The 19851-nt window shown below is 70.4% G+C and carries 19 protein-coding genes; 13 read left to right on the top strand and 6 right to left on the bottom strand.

What is annotated here, in order from left to right:
- The first annotated feature begins 1 nt into the window (after position 1).
- Together FHW12_RS21315 and FHW12_RS13170 are read left to right on the top strand one after the other, a co-directional pair.
- Positions 2-1867: a hypothetical protein gene (locus FHW12_RS21315; protein WP_259393046.1), complete on the top strand. Its 1866-nt coding sequence runs from the start codon at positions 2-4 to the stop codon at positions 1865-1867.
- Positions 1868-1874: 7 nt separating this feature from the next.
- The gene (locus FHW12_RS13170) at positions 1875-2774 is read left to right on the top strand and encodes a glycosyltransferase family 2 protein (RefSeq protein ID WP_310735235.1); all 900 of its coding nucleotides are present in this window, start codon (positions 1875-1877) and stop codon (positions 2772-2774) included.
- Positions 2775-2777: 3 nt separating this feature from the next.
- Here FHW12_RS13170 and FHW12_RS13165 read toward each other — a convergent pair whose 3' ends face one another.
- Positions 2778-4724 (bottom strand): OPT family oligopeptide transporter, encoded by a 1947-nt coding sequence (locus FHW12_RS13165; RefSeq protein WP_182531489.1) that lies wholly within the window; start codon positions 4722-4724, stop codon positions 2778-2780.
- A gap of 285 nt (positions 4725-5009) precedes the next feature.
- Between FHW12_RS13165 and def the strand changes: the two genes are divergently transcribed.
- Positions 5010-5546 (top strand): peptide deformylase, encoded by a 537-nt coding sequence (gene def / locus FHW12_RS13160; protein WP_182531488.1) that lies wholly within the window; start codon positions 5010-5012, stop codon positions 5544-5546.
- Between the two features lie 39 nt (positions 5547-5585).
- Here def and pyrF read toward each other — a convergent pair whose 3' ends face one another.
- Both pyrF and ettA read right to left on the bottom strand, forming a co-directional pair.
- Positions 5586-6407 (bottom strand): orotidine-5'-phosphate decarboxylase, encoded by an 822-nt coding sequence (gene pyrF, locus FHW12_RS13155; protein ID WP_182531487.1) that lies wholly within the window; start codon positions 6405-6407, stop codon positions 5586-5588.
- Positions 6408-6551: 144 nt separating this feature from the next.
- Positions 6552-8213 (bottom strand): energy-dependent translational throttle protein EttA, encoded by a 1662-nt coding sequence (ettA, locus tag FHW12_RS13150; RefSeq protein ID WP_182531486.1) that lies wholly within the window; start codon positions 8211-8213, stop codon positions 6552-6554.
- Positions 8214-8420: 207 nt separating this feature from the next.
- Between ettA and glyA the strand changes: the two genes are divergently transcribed.
- The 10 genes from glyA to FHW12_RS13100 all read left to right on the top strand — a co-directional run bounded on the left by glyA (position 8421) and on the right by FHW12_RS13100 (position 16272).
- The gene (glyA, locus tag FHW12_RS13145) at positions 8421-9677 is read left to right on the top strand and encodes a serine hydroxymethyltransferase (RefSeq protein WP_182531485.1); all 1257 of its coding nucleotides are present in this window, start codon (positions 8421-8423) and stop codon (positions 9675-9677) included.
- A gap of 10 nt (positions 9678-9687) precedes the next feature.
- Positions 9688-10404, top strand: a complete 717-nt coding sequence (locus FHW12_RS13140; protein WP_182531484.1) for a CTP synthase C-terminal region-related (seleno)protein — start codon at positions 9688-9690, stop codon at positions 10402-10404.
- Positions 10404-10922 carry a transcriptional regulator NrdR gene (nrdR, locus tag FHW12_RS13135; RefSeq protein ID WP_182531483.1) on the top strand — a complete coding sequence of 173 codons (519 nt, stop codon included), beginning with the start codon at positions 10404-10406 and terminating at the stop codon, positions 10920-10922. The genes FHW12_RS13140 and nrdR overlap by 1 nt, the downstream gene beginning before the upstream one ends.
- A 28-nt stretch (positions 10923-10950) precedes the next feature.
- Positions 10951-12012: a bifunctional diaminohydroxyphosphoribosylaminopyrimidine deaminase/5-amino-6-(5-phosphoribosylamino)uracil reductase RibD gene (ribD, locus tag FHW12_RS13130; RefSeq protein WP_182531751.1), complete on the top strand. Its 1062-nt coding sequence runs from the start codon at positions 10951-10953 to the stop codon at positions 12010-12012.
- Between the two features lie 9 nt (positions 12013-12021).
- Positions 12022-12627: a riboflavin synthase gene (locus tag FHW12_RS13125; RefSeq protein WP_182531482.1), complete on the top strand. Its 606-nt coding sequence runs from the start codon at positions 12022-12024 to the stop codon at positions 12625-12627.
- Positions 12628-12717: 90 nt separating this feature from the next.
- Positions 12718-13818: a 3,4-dihydroxy-2-butanone-4-phosphate synthase gene (ribB, locus tag FHW12_RS13120; RefSeq protein ID WP_182531481.1), complete on the top strand. Its 1101-nt coding sequence runs from the start codon at positions 12718-12720 to the stop codon at positions 13816-13818.
- 56 nt (positions 13819-13874) lie between these two features.
- A complete protein-coding gene (ribH, locus tag FHW12_RS13115; protein ID WP_182531480.1) occupies positions 13875-14333 on the top strand; it encodes a 6,7-dimethyl-8-ribityllumazine synthase in 459 nt (152 codons plus the stop codon).
- Positions 14330-14788 (top strand): transcription antitermination factor NusB, encoded by a 459-nt coding sequence (gene nusB, locus FHW12_RS13110; RefSeq protein ID WP_182531479.1) that lies wholly within the window; start codon positions 14330-14332, stop codon positions 14786-14788. Before ribH ends, nusB begins: the two co-directional genes overlap by 4 nt.
- Before the next feature lie 15 nt (positions 14789-14803).
- Positions 14804-15784, top strand: a complete 981-nt coding sequence (gene thiL / locus FHW12_RS13105; RefSeq protein WP_182531478.1) for a thiamine-phosphate kinase — start codon at positions 14804-14806, stop codon at positions 15782-15784.
- The gene (locus tag FHW12_RS13100; RefSeq protein ID WP_182531477.1) at positions 15781-16272 is read left to right on the top strand and encodes a phosphatidylglycerophosphatase A family protein; all 492 of its coding nucleotides are present in this window, start codon (positions 15781-15783) and stop codon (positions 16270-16272) included. The genes thiL and FHW12_RS13100 overlap by 4 nt, the downstream gene beginning before the upstream one ends.
- A 46-nt stretch (positions 16273-16318) precedes the next feature.
- Here the strand turns inward: FHW12_RS13100 and FHW12_RS13095 are convergent, their stop codons facing one another.
- Genes FHW12_RS13095 through FHW12_RS13085 form a run of 3 tightly spaced genes read right to left on the bottom strand, consistent with a single transcriptional unit; the run spans position 16319 to position 19841 of the window.
- Positions 16319-17815 (bottom strand): hypothetical protein, encoded by a 1497-nt coding sequence (locus FHW12_RS13095; RefSeq protein ID WP_182531476.1) that lies wholly within the window; start codon positions 17813-17815, stop codon positions 16319-16321.
- Between the two features lie 57 nt (positions 17816-17872).
- Positions 17873-19237, bottom strand: a complete 1365-nt coding sequence (locus tag FHW12_RS13090; protein WP_182531475.1) for an FAD-linked oxidase C-terminal domain-containing protein — start codon at positions 19235-19237, stop codon at positions 17873-17875.
- Between the two features lie 13 nt (positions 19238-19250).
- Complete coding sequence (locus FHW12_RS13085) at positions 19251-19841, bottom strand: BON domain-containing protein (protein ID WP_182531474.1); 591 nt, start codon at positions 19839-19841, stop codon at positions 19251-19253.
- Positions 19842-19851: the final 10 nt, after the last annotated feature.

Raw genomic sequence — 19851 nt, 5'->3', positions numbered from 1 at the left:
CATGAGCGAATTCAACTACCAGATCAGTTACGGCGCGCAGCCCGCCAAGGTTCCCGCGCAACCGCGCATCGATCCCGCGGCGCCGTTGTACGCGTCCGAGGACGGCGTGGTCGCGTCGCTGTCGAACAGCGAGTGCATCTTCCAGGTCAAACGCAGCGGCGAGACGCACGTGATGACCTTCCACGTGCTGCAGGCGCTCGATCAGGCGCGCGAGTTCCGCACGCTCGACGAGCACGTTGCACGCATCCTCACGACCATTCCCGGCCTGACCGCGCAGCGCGACGACGTCATGCGCGTGCTCGACAGCCTGGTAAAGCGCTGCCTGCTCGTCGCCGACCGCGATTTCCTCGAGCGCACCACGACTGCCCCGGAGCGCGAGCCCGCGCCGCTGCGCGCGGTGTTCATCCGCGCCTGCGACCGTCCCGAGCAGGTCGCGCACCTGCTCGCATCACTCGCCGACTACGAGCGGCGATACCGCGGGAACCGGCACTACGTGCTCGTCGACGACTCGTCCTCGCGCGACGCTGCTAACCGGCACCGCGACCTGCTGCGCGAGTTCGCGCGCGCGACCGGCTGCAAGCTCACCTACATCGGTTCGGCCGAACGCGAGCGCCTGGTCGAGAAGTTCGCACGCGCGGTGCCGCACGCCGCGGCGATCCTGCCCGGCCTGCTCGTCGGCAACGGCGAACGCAGCCGCTTCGGCGGTGGCCGCGGCTGGAATCTCGCGCTGCTGCTCTCGGCGGGCGCGCGCGCCGTGCTGCTCGACGACGACCACCGCCTGCCGCTGCGCCGGCTCGAGGACGCCCGCGAAGGCCTCGACCCGAACCCGGCCGCCGCCGCCACGACGCGCTTCTTCCGCAACATCGAGAACGCGCTCGGCGCGGGCGAGGAAGTCGACGAAGACCCGTTCGAGCTGCACCTCGCCGCAGTCGGCCGTCCGCTTGCCGCGGTGGCCCGCCAGTCCCGCTACGCGATCGAAGCCGCCGCGCTGCGCGGGCTCACCCTGAGCCGGCTCGACCACCTGCGCGGCGACGCGCCGGTGCTGGCGACGCATCACGGCGCCTACGGCAGCTCGCGCTCGGAAGCCGGCCAGTGGCTCTACCAGTTGTCGGCGGAGGACCGTGCGGAGTTCACGCGCGACCGCGACAGCTACCTGCGCAATGTCGAAATGGGCAGCATCTGGTACGGCTTCCGCCAGGCGCGTGCGAGCGGCGTCGCGAACTTCACGCCGTTCGCGCTCGACAACAGCGCACTGCTGCCGTGCACGAACCCGCATGGCCGCGGCGAGGACGCGCTCTTCTCGCGCGTGACCGAGCTGTGCCATGGCGGCGCGCTCATGCTCGAGCTGCCGGTCGCCGTCGGTCACGTGCAGGAGGCGCAACGCAAGCGCTCGCCGACCACGCTCGCCGCGCACACGCCGCGCTTCAACTATTTCGTCGCCGATTTCATCCGCACGCGCCTGCCCGAATTCAGCGCCGACGACCCGGCGCAGCGGCTCGGGTTGCTCGCGGCGCACCTGCGCGACGTCGCCGGCGCGAGCGAGCAGGGGCGAGCGCGCCAGCTGCAGGAATACCTCGCCTATTCGCGCGCGGACCTCATCGAACGGCTGCAGGGCCAGTACGACGGTGCGCCCGATGCACCGATCTACTGGCAGGCCGACGTCCGTTCGATCATCGAGGCGAACGGTCGCGCGCTGATCGCGCCGTCCGCGCCGCGCCTGGGCGACTGGCCCGACGGCATCGATGCCGCCGGCTGCGCGCAGCGCCTGCGCGCGGACATGGACGAACTCGCCGGGTTCTACGAGGCGTGGCCCGCGTTGTGGAACTGCGCGCGCGACCAGGGCGAACGCCTGCTCGGTGCGGTCTGAATCCACCGTGGCGGCGAACGACAGCGGACTCACGAGTTTCGTCGTCGTCGCCGCCGACAGCGGGTCGCTGCTCGGCGACTGCGTCGATTCCGTGCTCGCGGTCGCCGATGCGCTGGAACTCGTGCTCGTCGACAACGCATCGGGCGACGGCAGCATCGAGCGCGTGCTCGATGCGCATGCGCAGGACGCACGCCTGCGGCTGCTGCGCAATCCGGCCAACCTCGGCTTCGGCCCCGCCTGCAACCGCGGCGCGGCGATCGCACGCGGCGACGTGCTCGTGTTCCTCAACCCCGACTGCATCGCGCCGCGTGACCTCGCCGTGCGCCTGCGCACGACACTCGCATCCGATCCGCGCCTCGGCGTGCTCGGCGTGCAGGTGACCGATCCCGACGGCACGCCTGCACGCGGCAATCGCCGCCGGGAGCCCACCCTGCGCCGCGCACTCGCGACGCTCAGCGGGCTCGCGCGCCTCGAATCACGCTGGCCCGCGCTGCAGGGTGTCGAGATGCCGCCGGCGCCGGAGGGCGACCTGGAAACGGTCGAGGCCGTTTCCGGCGCTTGCCTCGTGCTGCCGCGCATCGCGTTCGAGCGGGTCGGTGGCTTCGACGAGGGCTACTTCCTGCACGCCGAGGACCTCGACCTGTGCCGGCGCGTGCGCGACGCGGGATTTCGCGTCGCGATCGATGCGCGCGTGCGCGTCGCGCATGCGCAGGGCGGGTCGAGCCGCTCGCGGCCGCTGTTCGTCGCGCGCCACAAGCATCGTGGCCTGTGGCGCTACTTCACGAAGTTCGACCCGGCGGCGCGCAATCCGCTGTTGCGCGTGCTCGTACGCGTGGGAATCTGGGCGCATTTCGTGCTGCAGGTGCCCCTGCTCGCGCTGCGCGGCTTGCGCCGCGCAGCGCGCTGACGATCAGGCGGACTTCTTAGCGGCGCTGCGGAAGAGCAGCCAGCCGACGATCGCGAGCACGACGAGGCCCACGTACTTGCCGAAATGCAGGTTCTCCGGCAAGGCGAGGACGTCGGCGCGTTGCGACACGACGATCGGGATCGCGATCAGGATGCCGGTCAGCGCCTCGCCGGTGATGAGGCCGGCGGAGAACAGCGTGCCCGGGCGATGCACGCGGTCGCGCTCGGCCTCGTCGTGCGGGTGCACGCCGTGCGCGCGTTCGACGAACCACGAGACCAGGCCGCCGAGGAAGATAGGCACCATGAGTTCGATCGGCAGGTAGATGCCGATCGCGGCACCGAGTACGGGCACGCGGAAATGCGAGCCGCGGCGCTTGAGCCATTCGTCGAGCGCAATGATCGCGGCGCCGATGAGCGCGCCGATGCCGATCATGTCCCACGGCAGGTGGCCGCCGAAGAGGCCTTCGGCGACCGACTTCATGAGCATCGCCTGCGGCGCTTCGAGCGAATTCGGATGGTCGGGCGTCTTCGGGCCGATGCCGTACGCGGCCGACAGCAGGTTGAGCACGGGCGCCATCACGAGCGCGCAGGAAAAGGCGCCGATCATGAGCATGAGCTGCTGCTTCCAGGGTGTCGCGCCGACGAGGTAGCCCGCCTTGAGGTCCTGCAGGTTGTCGCCGCCGACCGCCGCCGCGCAGCAGACCACCGCGCCGATCATGATCGCGGCGACCGGGCCGATCTTCGAATCGTGGCCGAGCAGCAGCATCAGCACGACCGAGGCGAACAGGATCGTCGCGATCGTGATGCCGGAAACCGGGTTGTTCGACGAGCCGACCAGGCCCGCGAGGTAGCCCGACACGGACACGAACAGGAATCCGGCGACGATCATGATGATCGTCATCGGCACGCTGACCGTCCACATGCCGACGATCGCCTGGTACAGCGCGAGCAGCGGCAGGGTGAACGCGACGAGCGCAATGAGCATCCATTTCATCGGCAGGTCGCGCTCGGTCTCCGCGACGACCGCGCCGCCGGCGCCCTTGCGTGCGGCAGCGATGCCGCTCCTGATGCCCGAGACGAGCGACTTGCGCAGCGAGAACAGCGTCCAGACGCCGCCGATGAGCATCGCGCCGACGCCGAGGTAGCGCACCTGCGCCGAGCGGATCAGCGCCGCCGCGTCGGCCGCGCTCGCACCGGCGAGCTGCGCGGCGAGCGCGGGATCATGGTTCATGAAGAATGCGTGGTAGAGCGGGATCGCGATGTTGTAGGACAGGATGCTGCCCGACACCACGACGATGCTCACGTTGAGGCCGATGATGTAGCCGACGCCGAGCAGCGCGGGCGACAGGTTCGTGCCCATGTAGCCGAGGAACTTGCCGAAGAAGCCGGACCAGGTCGCATTGTCCGGGATCAGGCGCATGCCGCTCTCCGCGGCGAGCTTGACGACCGCGCCGATCGCGCCCGCCACCGCGAGGATCTTCACGCCGGGGCCGGGATTCTCGCCCGCGCGCAGCACTTCCGCGGCCGCCTTGCCTTCGGGGAACGCGAGCGGTTCCTCGATGATCATCGAGCGGCGCAGCGGCACCGAGAACAGCACGCCGAGCAGGCCGCCGAGGCCGGCGATCGCGAGCACCCAGGAATACTTGAAATCCTGCCAGGCACCGAGCATGACCAATGCCGGGATCGTGAAGATCACGCCCGCCGCGATCGACGAGCCGGCCGAGGCGCCGGTCTGCACGATGTTGTTCTCGAGGATCGTGCCGCCACCGAGCAGGCGCAGCACCGCCATCGAGACGACTGCGGCCGGGATCGCCGTGGCGATCGTCAGGCCGGCGAACAGGCCGAGGTAGGCGTTCGCCGCGGCGAGGATCACCGCGAGGACGACGGAAAGGATCACCGCGCGTACGGTGAGCTGCGCGACGGGCTGGGCCGCGGCGGGTTGGGAACTCATTCGATACCCCTTCGGATCGGCGACGGCCAGCGGTCGCGACCCTTAATCAAAACACACCACGCGGCGGCCGTCACGCCGGGGACCGGCCGGGCCGGAGCGGAGCCGAAAGCAAAGCCTGAAACACGAAGGAAAAGCCTTGTAAAGATCGGACACGGAGCACGCGGAGAAAGGCTCTCTGCTCGATTTGCTTTCTCCGTCCGTCTTTCAGGCTCGTCCTTCTTGCTCCCTTCGCGTCCTTCGTGCACTTCGTGTTTCAATCGGGCTCGGGCGCCGTGGAGGTGGCAGGTGATCCGGGAAATCCTCAGGATGGGCGATCCGCGCCTGCTGCGCGTCGCGCCGCCGGTGCCGCCGGCGATGGTCGGTGGCACCGAGCTCGATGCGCTGATCGGCGACATGTTCGACACGATGCTCGACGCCGGCGGTGTCGGTCTCGCGGCGCCGCAGATCGGTGTCGACTTGCAGCTGGTCATCTTCGGCTTCGAGCGCAGCGAACGCTATCCGGACGCGCCGGCGGTGCCGCGCACGATCCTGCTCAATCCGACCATCACGCCGCTCTCGGACGAGCAGGAGGACGGTTGGGAAGGGTGCTTGTCCGTACCGGGTCTGCGCGGTGCGGTGCCGCGCTGGACGCGCATCCGCTACACCGGCATCGATCCCGCGGGCGCGGCGATCGATCGCGTCGCCGACGGGTTCCATGCGCGGGTCGTGCAGCACGAGTGCGACCACCTGATCGGACGCCTGTATCCGTCGCGGATCGCGGACTTCACGAAATTCGGCTACACCGAGGTGCTTTTCCCCGGCCTAGACGCCGCCGACGACTGAGCGTCGCGGCTCGACGGCGGCACGCCCACGCGTGCCGCCCTAGACGCCCCGGCGATGGCGATTGATGTCGTCGCGCAGCGCGAGCGTCGCCGCACGCGCGGCATCGGCGAAATCGTCGCCGCGGCTCGCATACAGGATCGCACGGGAGGAACTCACGAGCAGGCCCGTGCCGTCGGTCGTGCAGCCGTTCGTGACGACCGCTTCGACGTCGCCGCCCTGTGCGCCGACGCCGGGCACCAGGAACGGCACGTCACCGACGATCGCGCGTACCTCGCGCAGCTGCTGCGGCCAGGTCGCGCCGACCACGAGCAGGCAGTTGCCGTGCGCATTCCATTCCCGCGCGACTTTCGCCGCGACATGCTGGTAGAGCGGGCGGCCGTTGACGACGAGGTCCTGCAGGTCGCCTGCGCCCGCGTTCGAGGTGCGGCAGAGGATCACCACGCCCTTGTCGGCGCGATCGAGGAACGGCTGCAGCGAATCCCGGCCAAGGTACGGGTTCACGGTGACCGCGTCGGCGCCGTAGCGGTCGAACGCTTCGATCGCGTAGTTCTGCGCGGTCGAACCGATGTCGCCGCGTTTCGCGTCGAGGATGACCGGTACGCCCGGGTGCGTCGCGTGGATGTACGCGACCAGCCGCTGCAGCGCGTCCTCGGCGCCGAGCGCGGCGAAGTGCGCGATCTGCGGCTTGAACGCGCAGGCGAAGTCGGCCGTCGCGTCGACGATCGCGCGGCAGAACGCGAATACCGCGTCGGCGTCGCCGGCGAAGCGCGCCGGGAACTTCGCCGGCTCCGGATCGAGCCCGACGCACACGAGCGAGTCGTTGCGGCGCCAGGCCGCCTGCAGCGATTGCATGAACGTCACGGCATCCCTCCTTCGGTCGTTTGCATGGATCGCGAGGCGAGACTGAAACACGAAGGACGCGCAAGACACGAAGGAAAGACGTTCTCTCGCTCTTCCTTCGCGTCCTTCACGGTCAGGCCTTCCGGCGCGGACGCCGCGTCGCGATCAGGCCAGCTTCTTGTAGCGCAGGCGGTGCGGCTGCGCGGCCTCGTCGCCGAGGCGACGCTTCTTGTCTTCCTCGTATTCGCGGTAGTTGCCCTGGAAGAACTCGACGTGCGAGTCGCCTTCGAACGCGAGGATGTGGGTCGCGATGCGGTCGAGGAACCAGCGATCGTGCGAGATCACGAACGCGTTGCCAGGGAACTCGAGCAGGGCGTCCTCGAGTGCGCGCAGGGTTTCGATGTCGAGGTCGTTCGACGGTTCGTCGAGCAGCAGCACGTTGCCGCCCTGCAGCAGGGTCTTGGCGAGGTGCAGGCGGCCGCGTTCACCGCCGGACAGCGAGCCGACGAGCTTCTGCTGGTCCGGACCCTTGAAGTTGAAGCGGCCGATGTAGGCGCGCGACTGGATCTCGATGCCGTTGATGTTCAGGATGTCGGCACCGCCGGACACTTCCTGAAACACGTTGTGGTTGCCCTCGAGCTTCTCGCGGCTCTGGTCGACGTAGGCGATGTTGACGGTCGGGCCCTTGGCGATCTCGCCCTTGTCCGGCGCTTCCTGGCCCGTGATCATCTTGAACAGAGTCGACTTGCCGGCGCCGTTCGGGCCGATGATGCCGACGATCGAGCCGGCCGGCACGACGAAGCTGAGGTCGTCGATGAGCAGGCGGTCACCGAACGACTTCGACACGCCCTTGAACTCGATCACCGAGTTGCCGAGACGCTCGCCGGGCGGGATGAAGATCTCGTTGGTCTCGTTGCGCTTCTGGTAGTCGACCGACTGCAGCTCCTCGATGCGCGCGAGGCGCGCCTTGCCCTTGCTGCGGCCGCCCTTGGCGTTCTGGCGCGCCCACTCGAGTTCGCGCTGGATCGCCTTCTGGCGCGCCTTCTCCTGGCTTTCTTCCTGCTTGAGGCGCTCGTCCTTCTGCTCGAGCCACGAGGAGTAGTTGCCCTTCCACGGGATGCCGCGGCCGCGGTCGAGCTCGAGGATCCACTCGGCCGCGTTGTCGAGGAAGTAGCGGTCGTGGGTGACCGCGACGACCGTGCCCGGGAAATCGGCGAGGAAGTGCTCGAGCCACTCGACCGATTCGGCGTCGAGGTGGTTGGTCGGTTCGTCGAGCAGGAGCATGTCCGGCTTGGACAGCAGCAGGCGGCACAGCGCGACGCGGCGCTTCTCGCCGCCGGACAGCTTGCCGACGACCGCGTCCCACGGCGGCAGGCGCAGCGCGTCGGCGGCGACTTCGAGCTGGCGCTCGAGCGCATGCGCGTCGGACGCGGCGAGGATGTTCTCGAGGCGCTGCTGCTCGGCCGCGAGCTTGTCGAAATCGGCGCCTTCCTCGCCGTAGGCGGCGTAGACCTCCTCCAGCCGCTTCTGCGCGTCGAGCACCTCGGACACGCCTTCCTCGACCGCTTCGCGCACGGTCTTGGCGGGGTCGATCTGCGGTTCCTGCGCGAGGTAGCCGACCTTGATGCCCGGCTGCGGGCGCGCTTCGCCCTGGTAGTCGGTGTCGACGCCGGCCATGATCTTCAGCACGGTCGACTTGCCGGCACCGTTCAGGCCGAGCAGCCCGATCTTCGCGCCCGGGAAGAACGACAGCGAAATGTCCTTGATGATCTGGCGCTTGGGCGGGACGATCTTGCTGACGCCGATCATCGTGTAGATGTATTGCATGCCTGGACTCCGGGCGTGGAGGCACCGGGGCCGCGAGGGCGCTCCGGGCGTGAAATCTGCGGGATAGCCGCGCATTATCGCCGATCGACGGGGTGCTCGTCATGCCTCCCGTTCGGACGGCCAAATCGCGTCGCCGGCGAAACCGGCCGCGGCGCGCATAAACCGGTAAAATGAACGGTTCCCCCGTCCTGCCCAGGTGACGCGCCGATGTTTTCCAAGGATGCCCGTATCGAAGGTTTCGACCCCGAACTCGCCCAGGCGATCACTGCCGAGCGCCGGCGCCAGGAGGACCACGTCGAGCTGATCGCCTCGGAGAACTACGCGAGCCCGCGCGTGCTCGAGGCGCAGGGTTCGGTGCTGACCAACAAGTACGCCGAAGGCTATCCCGGCAAGCGCTACTACGGCGGTTGCGAGTACGTCGACATCGCCGAGTCGCTCGCGATCGAGCGCGTCAAGCAGCTGTTCGACGCCGACTACGCGAACGTGCAGCCGCACTCGGGTTCGCAGGCGAACCAGGCGGTCTATTTCGCGCTGCTGAGCCCGGGCGACACGATCCTCGGCATGAGCCTCGCCCACGGTGGCCACCTCACGCACGGTGCGAAGGTCAACCTCAGCGGCAAGATCTTCAACGCGGTGCAGTACGGCATCGATCCGGCGACAGGCCGCGTCGACTACGACGAGGTCGAAAGGCTCGCGCTCGAGCACAAGCCGAAGATGGTCGTCGCCGGTTTCTCGGCCTATTCGCAAGTGCTCGACTGGGCGCGCTTCCGCGCGATCGCCGACAAGGTCGGCGCGGTCTTGTTCGTCGACATGGCGCACATCGCCGGCCTCGTCGCCGCGGGCGTGTACCCGAGCCCGCTGCCGCACGCTCACGTCGTCACCTCGACCACGCACAAGACGCTGCGCGGCCCACGCGGCGGCATCATCGTCGCGAAGAACGCCTCCGACGACCTCGTCAAGAAGCTGCAGAGCGTCGTCTTCCCAGGCATCCAGGGCGGTCCGCTCATGCACGTGATCGCGGCCAAGGCGGTCGCGTTCAAGGAAGCGCTCGAGCCCGGATTCAAGGACTACCAGCGCCAGGTCGTCAAGAACGCGCAGGCGATGGCGAATGCGTTCATCGCGCGCGGCTACCGGATCGTCTCGGGCGGCACCGAGAACCACCTCATGCTGATCGACCTGATCGGCCGCGACGTGACCGGCAAGGACGCCGAGGCCGCGCTCGGCGAAGCGCACATCACGGTCAACAAGAACGCGGTGCCGAACGATCCGCGTTCGCCGTTCGTGACCTCGGGCCTGCGCGTCGGCACGCCCGCGGTGACCACGCGCGGTTACAAGGAACAGGACTGCGTCGACCTCGCCAACTGGATCTGCGACGTGCTCGACGCGCCCGGCGACGCCGGCGTGATCGCGCGCGTGCGCGCGCAGGTCACCGCGCAGTGCCGCACGTACCCGGTGTACGGCTGAGGACCGGACGATGCGACCGCTGCGCATCGGCCTGATCGGTGATCGCGACGACGCGGTCGTCGCGCACCGCGCGATCCCGCGTGCGCTCGCGCTCGCGGGCGAGGCCGCCGCGCAGGCGCTCGAGGTCGAGTGGGTCGGCACGGAGACGATCGACGCTGCGGCGCGCCTCGCCGCGTTCGATGCGCTCTGGTGCGTGCCGGCGAGCCCGTATCGCGACATGGACGGCGCGCTCCGCGCGATCCGCCACGCCCGCGAGGCGCAACGGCCGTTCCTCGGCACCTGCGGCGGCTTCCAGCACGCGGTCGTCGAGTACGCGCGCAACGTGCTCGGCTGGGCCGATGCCGACCACGCGGAGACCGCGCCGGACGCCGCCCGCGCGGTCGTCGTGCCGCTCAGCTGCGCGCTCGTCGAGGTGCGCGACACGGTGCACCTCGTCGCCGGCTCGCGCAGCGCGCGCGCCTACGGCGTAGCGCGCATCGAAGAGGGCTACCACTGCCGCTACGGCCTCGGCGCGGCCTTCCGCGCGGCGATCGGGGGCAGCCCATTGCGCATCGCCGCGGTCGACGACGCAGGCGACGTGCGGGCGCTCGAACTCGACGGCCACCCGTTCTTCGTCGCCACCCTGTTCCAGCATGAACGCGCCGCGCTCGACGGGCGCTGCCCGCCGCTCGTGCGCGCATTCGTCGACGCGGCCGTCGAGCACGCGCGCATCGACAGGGCCGCCTGATGCACTGCCCGTTCTGCCAGCACGAGAACACCCGCGTGATCGACTCGCGCGTCTCCGACGACGGCAGCACGATCCGCCGCCGGCGCGAATGCGAGGCCTGCGGCGAGCGCTTCAACACGTTCGAGACAGCCGAAATCAAGCTGCCCAACGTCGTCAAGGGCGACGGCCGGCGCGAGGCGTTCGACGAGCACAAGCTGCGCACCGGCTTCATGCGCGCATTGCAGAAGCGCCCGGTCGGCAGCGAACAGGTCGATGCCGCCGTGCGCGCGGTGGTCGAGAGCCTGCGTCGCAGCGGCGAGCGCGAAGTGCCGTCGATGCGCGTCGGCGAGCTCGTCATGCGCGAGCTGAAGACGCTCGACCACGTCGCCTACGTGCGCTTCGCCTCGGTCTATCGCAGCTTCGAGGACGTGCAGGCGTTCCGCGAGGAGATCGAGAAGCTCGAGCGCGACCTGCCGTCGCTCGAGGGACTGCAACTGTCGCTGCTCGGCGACGCGAAGCCGGGCAAGGCCAAGAGCTGACGTGTTCTCGCCGCACGACCATGCGCTGATGGCGCACGCGCTGCGCCTCGCCGCGCACGGCCTCGAGACGACCCAGCCGAACCCGCGCGTCGGCTGCGTGATCGCGCGCGACGGCGAGGTGGTCGGTGAGGGCTGGCACCGGCGCGCCGGCGAAGCGCATGCGGAAGTGCATGCGCTGCAGGCCGCGGGCGTCGCCGCGCGCGGCGCGACCACCTATGTCACGCTCGAACCCTGCGGCCTGCATGGCCGCACGCCGCCGTGCGCGGACGCGTTGATCGCCGCGGGCGTCGCGCGCGTCGTGATCGCCACCGACGACGTCGCGCAGTGCGCCGGTGGCGCGCTCGAGCGCCTGCGCGCGGCCGGAATCGTCGTCGAGACCGGCCTCATGCGCGAGGCGGCGCGCGAACTCAACCGTGGATTCTTCGCGCGTGTCGAGCGCGGCCGTCCTTGGCTGCGATTGAAGCTCGCGACGAGCCTCGATGGCCGCACTGCGCTCGCGAGCGGCGAATCGAAATGGATCACCGGCGAGGCCGCGCGCGCCGACGTGCAACGCTGGCGCGCGCGCAGCTCGGCCCTGCTGACCGGCAGCGGTACCGTACGCGCCGACGATCCGCACCTCACGGTGCGCCTCGCCGACGCGCCCGCACAGGCCGTCGCACCGCTGCGCGTCGTGCTCGATTCCGCATTGCGCACGCCGCGCGGCGCGCACGTGCTCGACGGCAGCGCGCCGACCCTGCTGTTGCACGCGGCCGCCGCGCGCCCGTCGGACGATCGCTTCGACGCGGTCGAGCTCGTCGCGCTCGGACGCGACGCGCGCGGTCTCGACCTGGCGGCCGTGCTCGCACTGCTCGCTGCGCGCGGCATGAACGAAGTGCAGGTCGAAGCCGGGCCGATGCTGTGCGGTGCGCTGTTCAGCGCAGGCCTCGTCGACGAGTTGCTGCTGTACGTCGCGCCGGTGCTGCTCGGCGGTGATGCGCGCGCGCTGCTCGCGCTGCCGCCGCTCGCGCGCATGGCGGATCGCACACGCTTGCGCGTGCACGAGCAGCGCGTGGTCGGCGACGACATCCGCCTGCTGCTGCGACCGGACTAGGAGCGCACGATGTTCACCGGAATCATCCAGGCGGTCGGCACCGTCGTCTCGCTCGACGCGCGCGGCGGCGATGCGCGGCTCGTCGTCGACGCGCGCGCGCTCGACCTCGCCGACGTCGCGATCGGCGACAGCATCGCGGTGGCGGGCGTCTGCCTCACCGTCGTCGCGATCGACGGCGCGCGCTGGGCCGCGGACGTGTCGGCCGAAACGCTCGCGCGTACGACGCTCGGCACCCTCGTCGCGGGCGTGGGCGTCAACCTCGAGAAGGCGCTGCGCCTCGCCGATCGCCTCGGTGGCCATCTCGTCTCCGGCCATGTCGACGGCGTCGGTGCCGTGCTCGGCATCGACGACGACGGCGCGTCGCAGCGCTGGCGGTTCCGCGTGCCGCGTGCGCTCGCGCGCTACATCGCGGTCAAGGGTTCGATCTGCGTCGACGGCACGAGCCTCACGGTGAACGAGGTCGGCGACGCCGACTTCGGCGTGACGCTGATTCCGCACACGCTCGCCGTGACGACATTCGGCGCGCGCCGCGTCGGCGATGCCGTGAACATCGAGGTCGACCTCATGGCGCGATACGCCGAAAGGCTCGCCGGCGCGGGAGCCGATCCGGGTTGAAATCGGGCGCGGTCGGTGACGCGTTCGCCTCGCACGATCGAAACGGATGCCCGCTCGAGGGCATGAAGAGCAACGAACCAGGCCACCACCATGTCCTTCGCCACCATCCCCGAAATGCTCGCCGACATCCGCGCGGGCCGCATGGTCGTCGTCGTCGACGACGAGGACCGCGAGAACGAGGGCGACCTCATCATGGCCGCCGAGAAGGTGCGGCCCGAGGACGTCAACTTCATGGCGCGCGAGGGCAGGGGGCTCATCTGCCTGTCGATGACGCGTGCGCGCTGCCGCCAGCTCGGCCTGAAACCGATGGTCGAGACGAACACGTCGCCGCACCACACGAACTTCACCGTCTCGATCGAAGCGGCCGAAGGCGTCACGACCGGCATCTCGGCCTACGACCGCGCACACACGATCCGTACCGCGGTACGCGCCGATGCCGGGCCGCAGGACATCGTGCAGCCGGGCCACATCTTCCCGCTCGCGGCTGCGCCGGGCGGCGTGCTCGCACGCGCCGGGCACACCGAAGCGGCGAGCGACCTCGCCGCGCTCGCCGGGCTCGAGCCGGCCGGCGTGCTGGTCGAGGTGCTCAGCGAGGACGGCACGATGGCACGCCGTGCCGAACTCGAGGCATTCGCGGCCAAGCACGGCTTGCGCATCGGCACGATCGCCGACCTCATCCGCTACCGCCTCGAAACCGAGAAGACCGTCGAGCGCGTGCACGAGGCGATGGTCGACACCGAGTTCGGCCGCTTCCGCCTCGTCGCCTGGCGCGACGTGCTCGCGCGCGAGCTGCATTTCGCGCTCGTGCGCGGCGTCGTCGACGACGGTGCGCCCGTGCTCACGCGCGTGCACGTGCGCAACACGCTGTCGGACGTGCTGCACCTCGAGCGCGACGATCTCGGCCTGACCGTGACTGCGGCGTTGCGGCGCATCGCCGCCGAGGAGCGCGGCGTCGTCGTCGTGCTCGCCGGCGAGGATCGCGGCGAGGCGCTGCTCGACCGACTGCGCGGCGACGCGCCGGCCGATGCCGGCACGCCGGCGCAGTGGCGCCGGCTCGGCCTCGGCGCGCAGATCCTCGCCGACCTCGGCGTGCGGCGCCTGCGCGTGCTCGGCACGCCGCGCAAGCTCGTCGGGCTCGGCGGCTTCGGCCTCGAAGTGGTCGGCCACGAGGACGCCGTCCGCGGCGCCTGAGGGCGCCCGGCCGCGCGAGCCTATACACTTGACCACCCGCCACGAACGCCGTCCCGATGCCGACCTACGCCGGTGAACTCCGCCCCACGGCGCGCTACGCGATCGTCGCCAGCCGCTGGAACCCGCGCATCGTCGAGGCGCTGGTCGACGGTGCACGGCGCACCTTGCGCGACCACGGCGTCGACGACGGCGCGATCGACCTCGTGCGCGTGCCCGGTGCGTGGGAAATCCCGCAGGCCGCGGCCAGGCTCGCCGGTGGCGGCCGCGTCGCGGCGATCCTCGCGCTCGGCTGCGTCGTGCGTGGCGACACCCGGCACTACGAACACGTCGCGGACGGCTGCGCCGACGGCCTCATGCGCGTCGCGCTCGAACACCGCGTGCCGGTGCTGAACGGCGTGCTCGCGGTCGAGCGGCATGCCGACGCGGAAGCGCGCGCCGGCGGCGCGCACGGCAACAAGGGCGAGGAAATCGCGCTCGCCGCATTGGAAATGGCCGATCTGTGGAGACAGCTGTGACGAATACCCCGCATCCCGCCGGCATCGATCCGGCCGCGCGTTCGCGCGCCCGCCGGCGCGCGCTGCAGGCGATCTACGCCTGGCAGATGAGCGGCAACCGCATCGACGGCGTGATCGACCAGTTCCGCAACGAGCAGGACATGCAGATCGCCGATCTCGAGTACTTCGAGGAACTGGTGCGCGGTGTCGTGCGCTCCTACATGGAACTCGACGCGGCGATCACGCCGTTCCTCGACCGCGAGATCGCGCGCGTCGACCCGATCGAGCGCGCGGTGCTGCGCATCGCCGCGTACGAGCTGCAGGAACGCATCGACGTACCGTACCGCGTGGTCATCAACGAGGCCGTGGAGACCACCAAGCGTTTTGGTGCCGAGCACGGCCACACCTACGTCAACGGCGTGCTCGACAAGCTCGCCGCGACGTGCCGCCCGGCCGAGTACGGCGCGCGCAAGTAACCTGCCGGAGGGCGCGTGGAGTTCGATCTCGTCGAGCTGATCCGCACGCGCTGCACGGTCGCCCGTGCCGACGTCCGCCTCGGCATCGGCGACGACGCGGCGCTGCTCGCGGTGCCCGCGGGGCAGGATCTGGCGGTGAGCACGGACACGCTCGTCGCTGGCGTGCATTTCCCGCCCGTGACCGCCGCGCGCGACCTCGGCTGGAAGGCGCTCGCGGTCAACCTGTCCGACCTCGCCGCGATGGGCGCGACACCGGCGTGGTCGCTGCTCGCGCTGACCCTGCCCGAGGCCACGCGCGAATTCGTGGCCGATTTCATCGACGGCTACGCCGAACTCGCCGCGCAGCACGGCGTCGCGCTCGTCGGCGGCGACACCACGCGCGGCCCGCTCGCGATCGGCGTGACCGTGCACGGTTTCGTCGCGCCGGGGCGTGCGTTGCGCCGCGACGGTGCCCAGGCAGGCGATCTCGTGTTCGTGACCGGCACGCTCGGCGATGCCGCGGCCGGGCTGCGCTGCCTCGATCGCCGCGACGCGCGGGCGCAGGCGCTGTTCAATGCGCCGCCGGACACGCGCGAGACGCTCGTCGCACGCCTCAACCGCCCGACGCCGCGCATTGCCGCGGGCGCTGCGCTGCGCGACGTCGCGAGCGCGTGCATCGACGTCTCCGACGGCCTGCTCGCGGATCTCGGCCATATCGCCGAACGCAGCGGCGTCGGCATCGAGATCGACGCGGACGCGCTGCCGGCGTCGTCGGCGTTGCTGGCCTTGTTCGAGCGTGAAGAACGCCTCGTGCTGCAGGCGACCGGCGGCGACGACTATGAACTCGCGTTCTGCGTGCCGGCCGCGCGCGCGGGCGACGTGCAGCGCGACCTCGCGCGCATCGGCTGCGGCGCGACGCGCATCGGCCGCGTCGTCGCCGGCGAGCGCGTGCGCCTGTTCGACGGCGACGGCAGCGAGCTCGTGCCCGAACGTTCCGGCTGGGACCACTTCGCGTGAGGCTCGACGCCGCGCAGCGGCGCGCGCTGCTCGCCCACCCGGGCGGATGGATCGCGTGCGGCTTCGGTTCGGGGCTCAGTCCCCGGGCGCCGGGCACGGCCGGATCGGCGGCGGCCCTGCTGCCGTGGCTCGCATTGCGCGAACTCGACGCGCCGTACTACGTGCTGGTCGTCGCGATCGCGTTCGCGATCGGCGCGTGGGCGTCGAACGTCGCGATCGACCGCCTGCGCATCGCCGACCCCGGAGCGGTCGTCTGCGACGAATTCGTCGGCCAGTGGATCGCCTTGCTGCCGCTCGTGCTCGCGCCGCGCGGATGGCCGTGGGTCGCCGTCGCATTCGGCCTGTTCCGCCTGTTCGACGTCTGGAAACCGTGGCCGGTATCGTGGGCCGATCGCCGCATCCACGGCGGCGTCGGCGTGATGCTCGACGACGTGATCGCCGGAGCGTACGCGGCGCTCGTGCTCGCGCTCGTGCTGCACGTGGCCTGAGCCGCGTCCGCCGAGGCCTCGGCGGCGCGGCAGGCGGGCGACGGGATTACTGGCAGGGATCGGCTGCGTCGGCGTCCGATGTGCAGTGCGCGAGCGAGCGGTGGCGGAACGTGCCGCCATAGTTCGCGAGCCGACCGGGCGCGGCCTGGGTATTGATGACGTTGTACGCCATGAAGCCCGTGACCGGCAGGCCGGTCAGTTGCACGTGCACGCCATCGCTCGTCGTGCCGGCTCTCAGGTGATGCTGGCCTTGATCGCCGTTCGCGAGATCGAGCGCGAGGGAGCCGGTGTCCGCGTGCGTCCAGAACGAATCCCATTGGGTGGTCAACATCGGCAGCACCCTGCGCTGCGATCCGAACACGCCGCTGGCCGGCGTGTTCGCGAACGCGAGCACGCTGACCTGGTAGCCGAGTCCGGGGAAGACGACGTGGCTCGGGCACAACGGCGGCGATCCGCAATTGCCGGACGCCGGCCACGCCGACGCGCCCTCGCGATCGAACAGGGCTTCGGTCGAGGCCGACACGCGCGATTCGCCGTTGGCGGTGGCGCCGAACGGCTCGGCGAACGGATTCACGTCGGCGCCGGGATGGCGTGCCTTGTCGACGTAGAACTGGCGCGTCGGGAACGTCATGACCCAATCGGTGTTCGCGCCGAGTGCGTTGCCGATGACGAACTCGTTGTAGATCGAGTCGGCCATGAAGACGGCGCTGACCGCGTCGATCGCGTTCTCGTAGTCGAGCGCGAACGCGTCGCCGGACGATGTCGACACGTTGGCGATCGCGCCGTTCGGGAACCGCGAGGCGGACGAACGCGCGCTCGACAGGTCGGGTGCCGCCGCGGTTCCGGTCCACAGCAGGGAATGCGTGAAGCCGACGAGCGCGTCGGCGGTGTAGGTGTAGAACGTGCCTTCGCCGACGTTGGCGATCGCGCCGCTTCCCGCCAGCCCGCCGGTCGGCGCGACGAGGTCGGCGGCGATCTGCGCCGGCAGGCTGCACGAGCGTGTGCCTTCGCCGGTACTGCCCGCGGGCGTGATCGCGACCGCCGTCGCGCTGCCCGGCACGACGTCGCCGAGCGCGATGACTTCGAGCATGCCCTCGCGCGTGCGCGCCGGCGTGGTCGGCCCGGTGTCCTCGCGCGACGGCGCGGGCGCGCTCGCGTCGAACGACGTCGTCGTGAACGGCGCCGGATAGGCCAGTGACTGCACGCAGCTCGAGTCGCTCGACAGCAGGCGCGCGCCGCTGCCGGCGCTGCCGTCGATCGTCGACACCGCGGCGCTCCAGGCGTCGTGCGGGGACAGGAACAGGTTGAAGGCGAGCGTCTCGCGACCGTTGTAGGCCTCACGGAACGTGACGTGCACGGCCTTGCCGACGTCGGCCGTGTTGACGATCGTGAGCAGCGTGTCCTGGCCGCTGTTGACCGTGTAGTACGGATAGACGAGGACCTGCCCCAATCCGTGTTGATCGAGCATGACGGCATGTGCCGTCGAGACATCGCAGGCGAGGCAGGCCGCGGCGAGACCGCGGTGGATCCAGGTCGTGGGCATGGAGTACTCCTCAGGGGGAAGGTGCAGCTGCGAAGAATGCAGCCGTTGCCGCGTTGTCTACAACAGCTTGCCGGGATTGAGGATGCCGTCGGGGTCGAACTGCGCCTTGACCGCGCGCATCAGCGCGAGTGCATGCGCGTCGAGGGCGCGCGGCATGAACTCGCGCTTGGCGAGGCCGATGCCGTGTTCGCCCGACAGGGTTCCGTCGAGGCGGATGACCACGTCGAACAGTTCGTCGAGCGCGTGCGTCGCGCGTGCCTGTTCGGCTTCGTCGCGCGGCAGCAGGTTCACGTGCAGGTTGCCGTTGCCGGCGTGGCCGAAGCAGACGATCGGCAACGCGTGCTTCGCGGCGATCGCGCGCGTCGCCGCGACGAGCTCGGGCACGCGGCTCACGGGCACGACCACGTCTTCGTTGATCTTGTTCGGCGACAGCGTGCGCAATGCGGGCGAGAGCGCCTTGCGCGCGGCCCACAATGCGGCGACTTCGGCCTCGCCCTCGGCGACCGCGAGATCCTCGAGTCCTTCGCCGCGCGCGGCGCGCGCGATCGCATCGACCGCGGCGGGCAGCGTGTCCGCCTCGCCGTCGACTTCGATCACGAGCATCGCGCCGGCGAGCGGGATCGCATCGCCGCCGTGGCCGCGCGCGAGGCGCAGGCATTCGTCGTCGAGGAACTCGAGCGCGCAGGGCGCGACCGGCTGCGCCATGATCCGCGCGACCGCCTTCGCGGCCGCGCCGACGTCGACGTAGGTCGCGCGCAGGGTGCGTTTCGCCGAGGCCAGCGGCGCCAGTTTGAGCGTCGCCTCGGTGACGAGCGCGAGCGTTCCCTCCGAGCCGACCAGCAGGCGCACGAGGTCGTAGCCGGTCGAGCCCTTCGTGGTCGGCGTGCCGCACCGGAACGCCATGCCGTTGCCGGCGACCGCGCGCAGCGCGAGCACGTTGTCACGCGTCGCGCCGTATTTCACCGCGCGTGGCCCGCCCGCGTTGCAGGCGATGTTGCCGCCGACCGAGCAGAACGGCGCCGAGGTCGGGTCGGGCGCCCAGAACAGCCGGTGCGGCGCGAGTGCCACCTGCAGGTCGCCGTTGATCACGCCCGGCTCGACCACCGCGATGCGATCGTCGGCGTCGATGCGCAGCACGCGGTTCATGCGCTCGAAACTCGCGACGATGCCGCCGGCGGTCGGCACGCTCGCGCCGGTCGTGTTGGTGCCGCGCCCGCGCGCGACGAGCGGCTGGCGATGCTCGCGGCCGATGCGCACGAGCTCGACCACCTGCTCGTGCGAGGTCGGGAACACGACCGCGTCCGGCGTCGCCTGGCGCCGCGAATTGTCGTAGCCGTAGACGAGGCACTCGGCCGGATCGGTGCTCAGCGCATCCGCCGCGAAGACGCGTTGCAGTTCGGCGAGGGCGGCGGCGGGGAGCACGGTGGCAGGGCGGTCAGTCGACGTACTCGAACACCTTGACGACCTTCTCGACGCCGTTCACCTCGCGCGCGATGCCGGTCACCGCCTCGTCCTCCTCGCGCGTGACCTTGCCCATGAGGTAGACGACGCGGTGCGCGGTGGTCACGTTCACGCGGGTGGGGTCGAAGCCGTCGAGGCTCGTGAGGTCGAGCAGCGCGGTCTTCACGTGCAGCGAGATCGTGTTGTCGCGGCGGCGCGACCAGAACCCCTCGGGTTCCTGCACGGCGATCTCGTTGACGACGCGCTGCGTACCTTCGAAGCCGCTGACGAGCCGCTCGGCGCGTGCCTTGAGTTCCGCGCTGCGCGTTTCGCCGGCGAGCAGGATCACGCCGTTGTAGACGACGATACGCACGTTGTTGCGCAGCGCGAGTTCCTTGTCCTTGTTGAACGCGTCGTGCACGCCGAGCGACAGGCGCTTGTCGTCGACGTAGGTGCCGACGTCGCGGCGGTCGTGCGCCGCGCTCGCGCCAACCGCGGCGCCGCCGACGACGGCGGCGACGCAGCCACCGAACAGCGGCAGTGCGCAAAGCAGCAGGAGGTGGGCGTGGATGCGGCGACGGTGCATGCGGGAATCC

The organism is Dokdonella fugitiva, assembly GCF_014138265.1.
In the GTDB taxonomy this organism is placed as follows: domain Bacteria; phylum Pseudomonadota; class Gammaproteobacteria; order Xanthomonadales; family Rhodanobacteraceae; genus Dokdonella_A; species Dokdonella_A fugitiva_A.
The sequence above is the reverse complement of the archived record's forward strand: the minus strand, read 5'-3'. Positions and strand labels throughout refer to the sequence as shown.

Bases quoted from the DNA above. Each gene is read 5' to 3' on its own strand.
- FHW12_RS13165 (WP_182531489.1), bottom strand. From the start codon at position 4,724: ATGAGTTCCCAACCCGCCGCGGCCCAGCCCGTCGCGCAGCTCACCGTA.
- glyA (WP_182531485.1), top strand. From the start codon at position 8,421: ATGTTTTCCAAGGATGCCCGTATCGAAGGTTTCGACCCCGAACTCGCC.
- FHW12_RS13095 (WP_182531476.1), bottom strand. From the start codon at position 17,815: ATGCCCACGACCTGGATCCACCGCGGTCTCGCCGCGGCCTGCCTCGCC.
- ribD (WP_182531751.1), top strand. From the start codon at position 10,951: ATGGCGCACGCGCTGCGCCTCGCCGCGCACGGCCTCGAGACGACCCAG.
- FHW12_RS21315 (WP_259393046.1), top strand. From the start codon at position 2: ATGAGCGAATTCAACTACCAGATCAGTTACGGCGCGCAGCCCGCCAAG.
- FHW12_RS13140 (WP_182531484.1), top strand. From the start codon at position 9,688: ATGCGACCGCTGCGCATCGGCCTGATCGGTGATCGCGACGACGCGGTC.
- ribH (WP_182531480.1), top strand. From the start codon at position 13,875: ATGCCGACCTACGCCGGTGAACTCCGCCCCACGGCGCGCTACGCGATC.
- ribB (WP_182531481.1), top strand. From the start codon at position 12,718: ATGTCCTTCGCCACCATCCCCGAAATGCTCGCCGACATCCGCGCGGGC.
- FHW12_RS13125 (WP_182531482.1), top strand. From the start codon at position 12,022: ATGTTCACCGGAATCATCCAGGCGGTCGGCACCGTCGTCTCGCTCGAC.
- FHW12_RS13085 (WP_182531474.1), bottom strand. From the start codon at position 19,841: ATGCACCGTCGCCGCATCCACGCCCACCTCCTGCTGCTTTGCGCACTG.
- nrdR (WP_182531483.1), top strand. From the start codon at position 10,404: ATGCACTGCCCGTTCTGCCAGCACGAGAACACCCGCGTGATCGACTCG.
- ettA (WP_182531486.1), bottom strand. From the start codon at position 8,213: ATGCAATACATCTACACGATGATCGGCGTCAGCAAGATCGTCCCGCCC.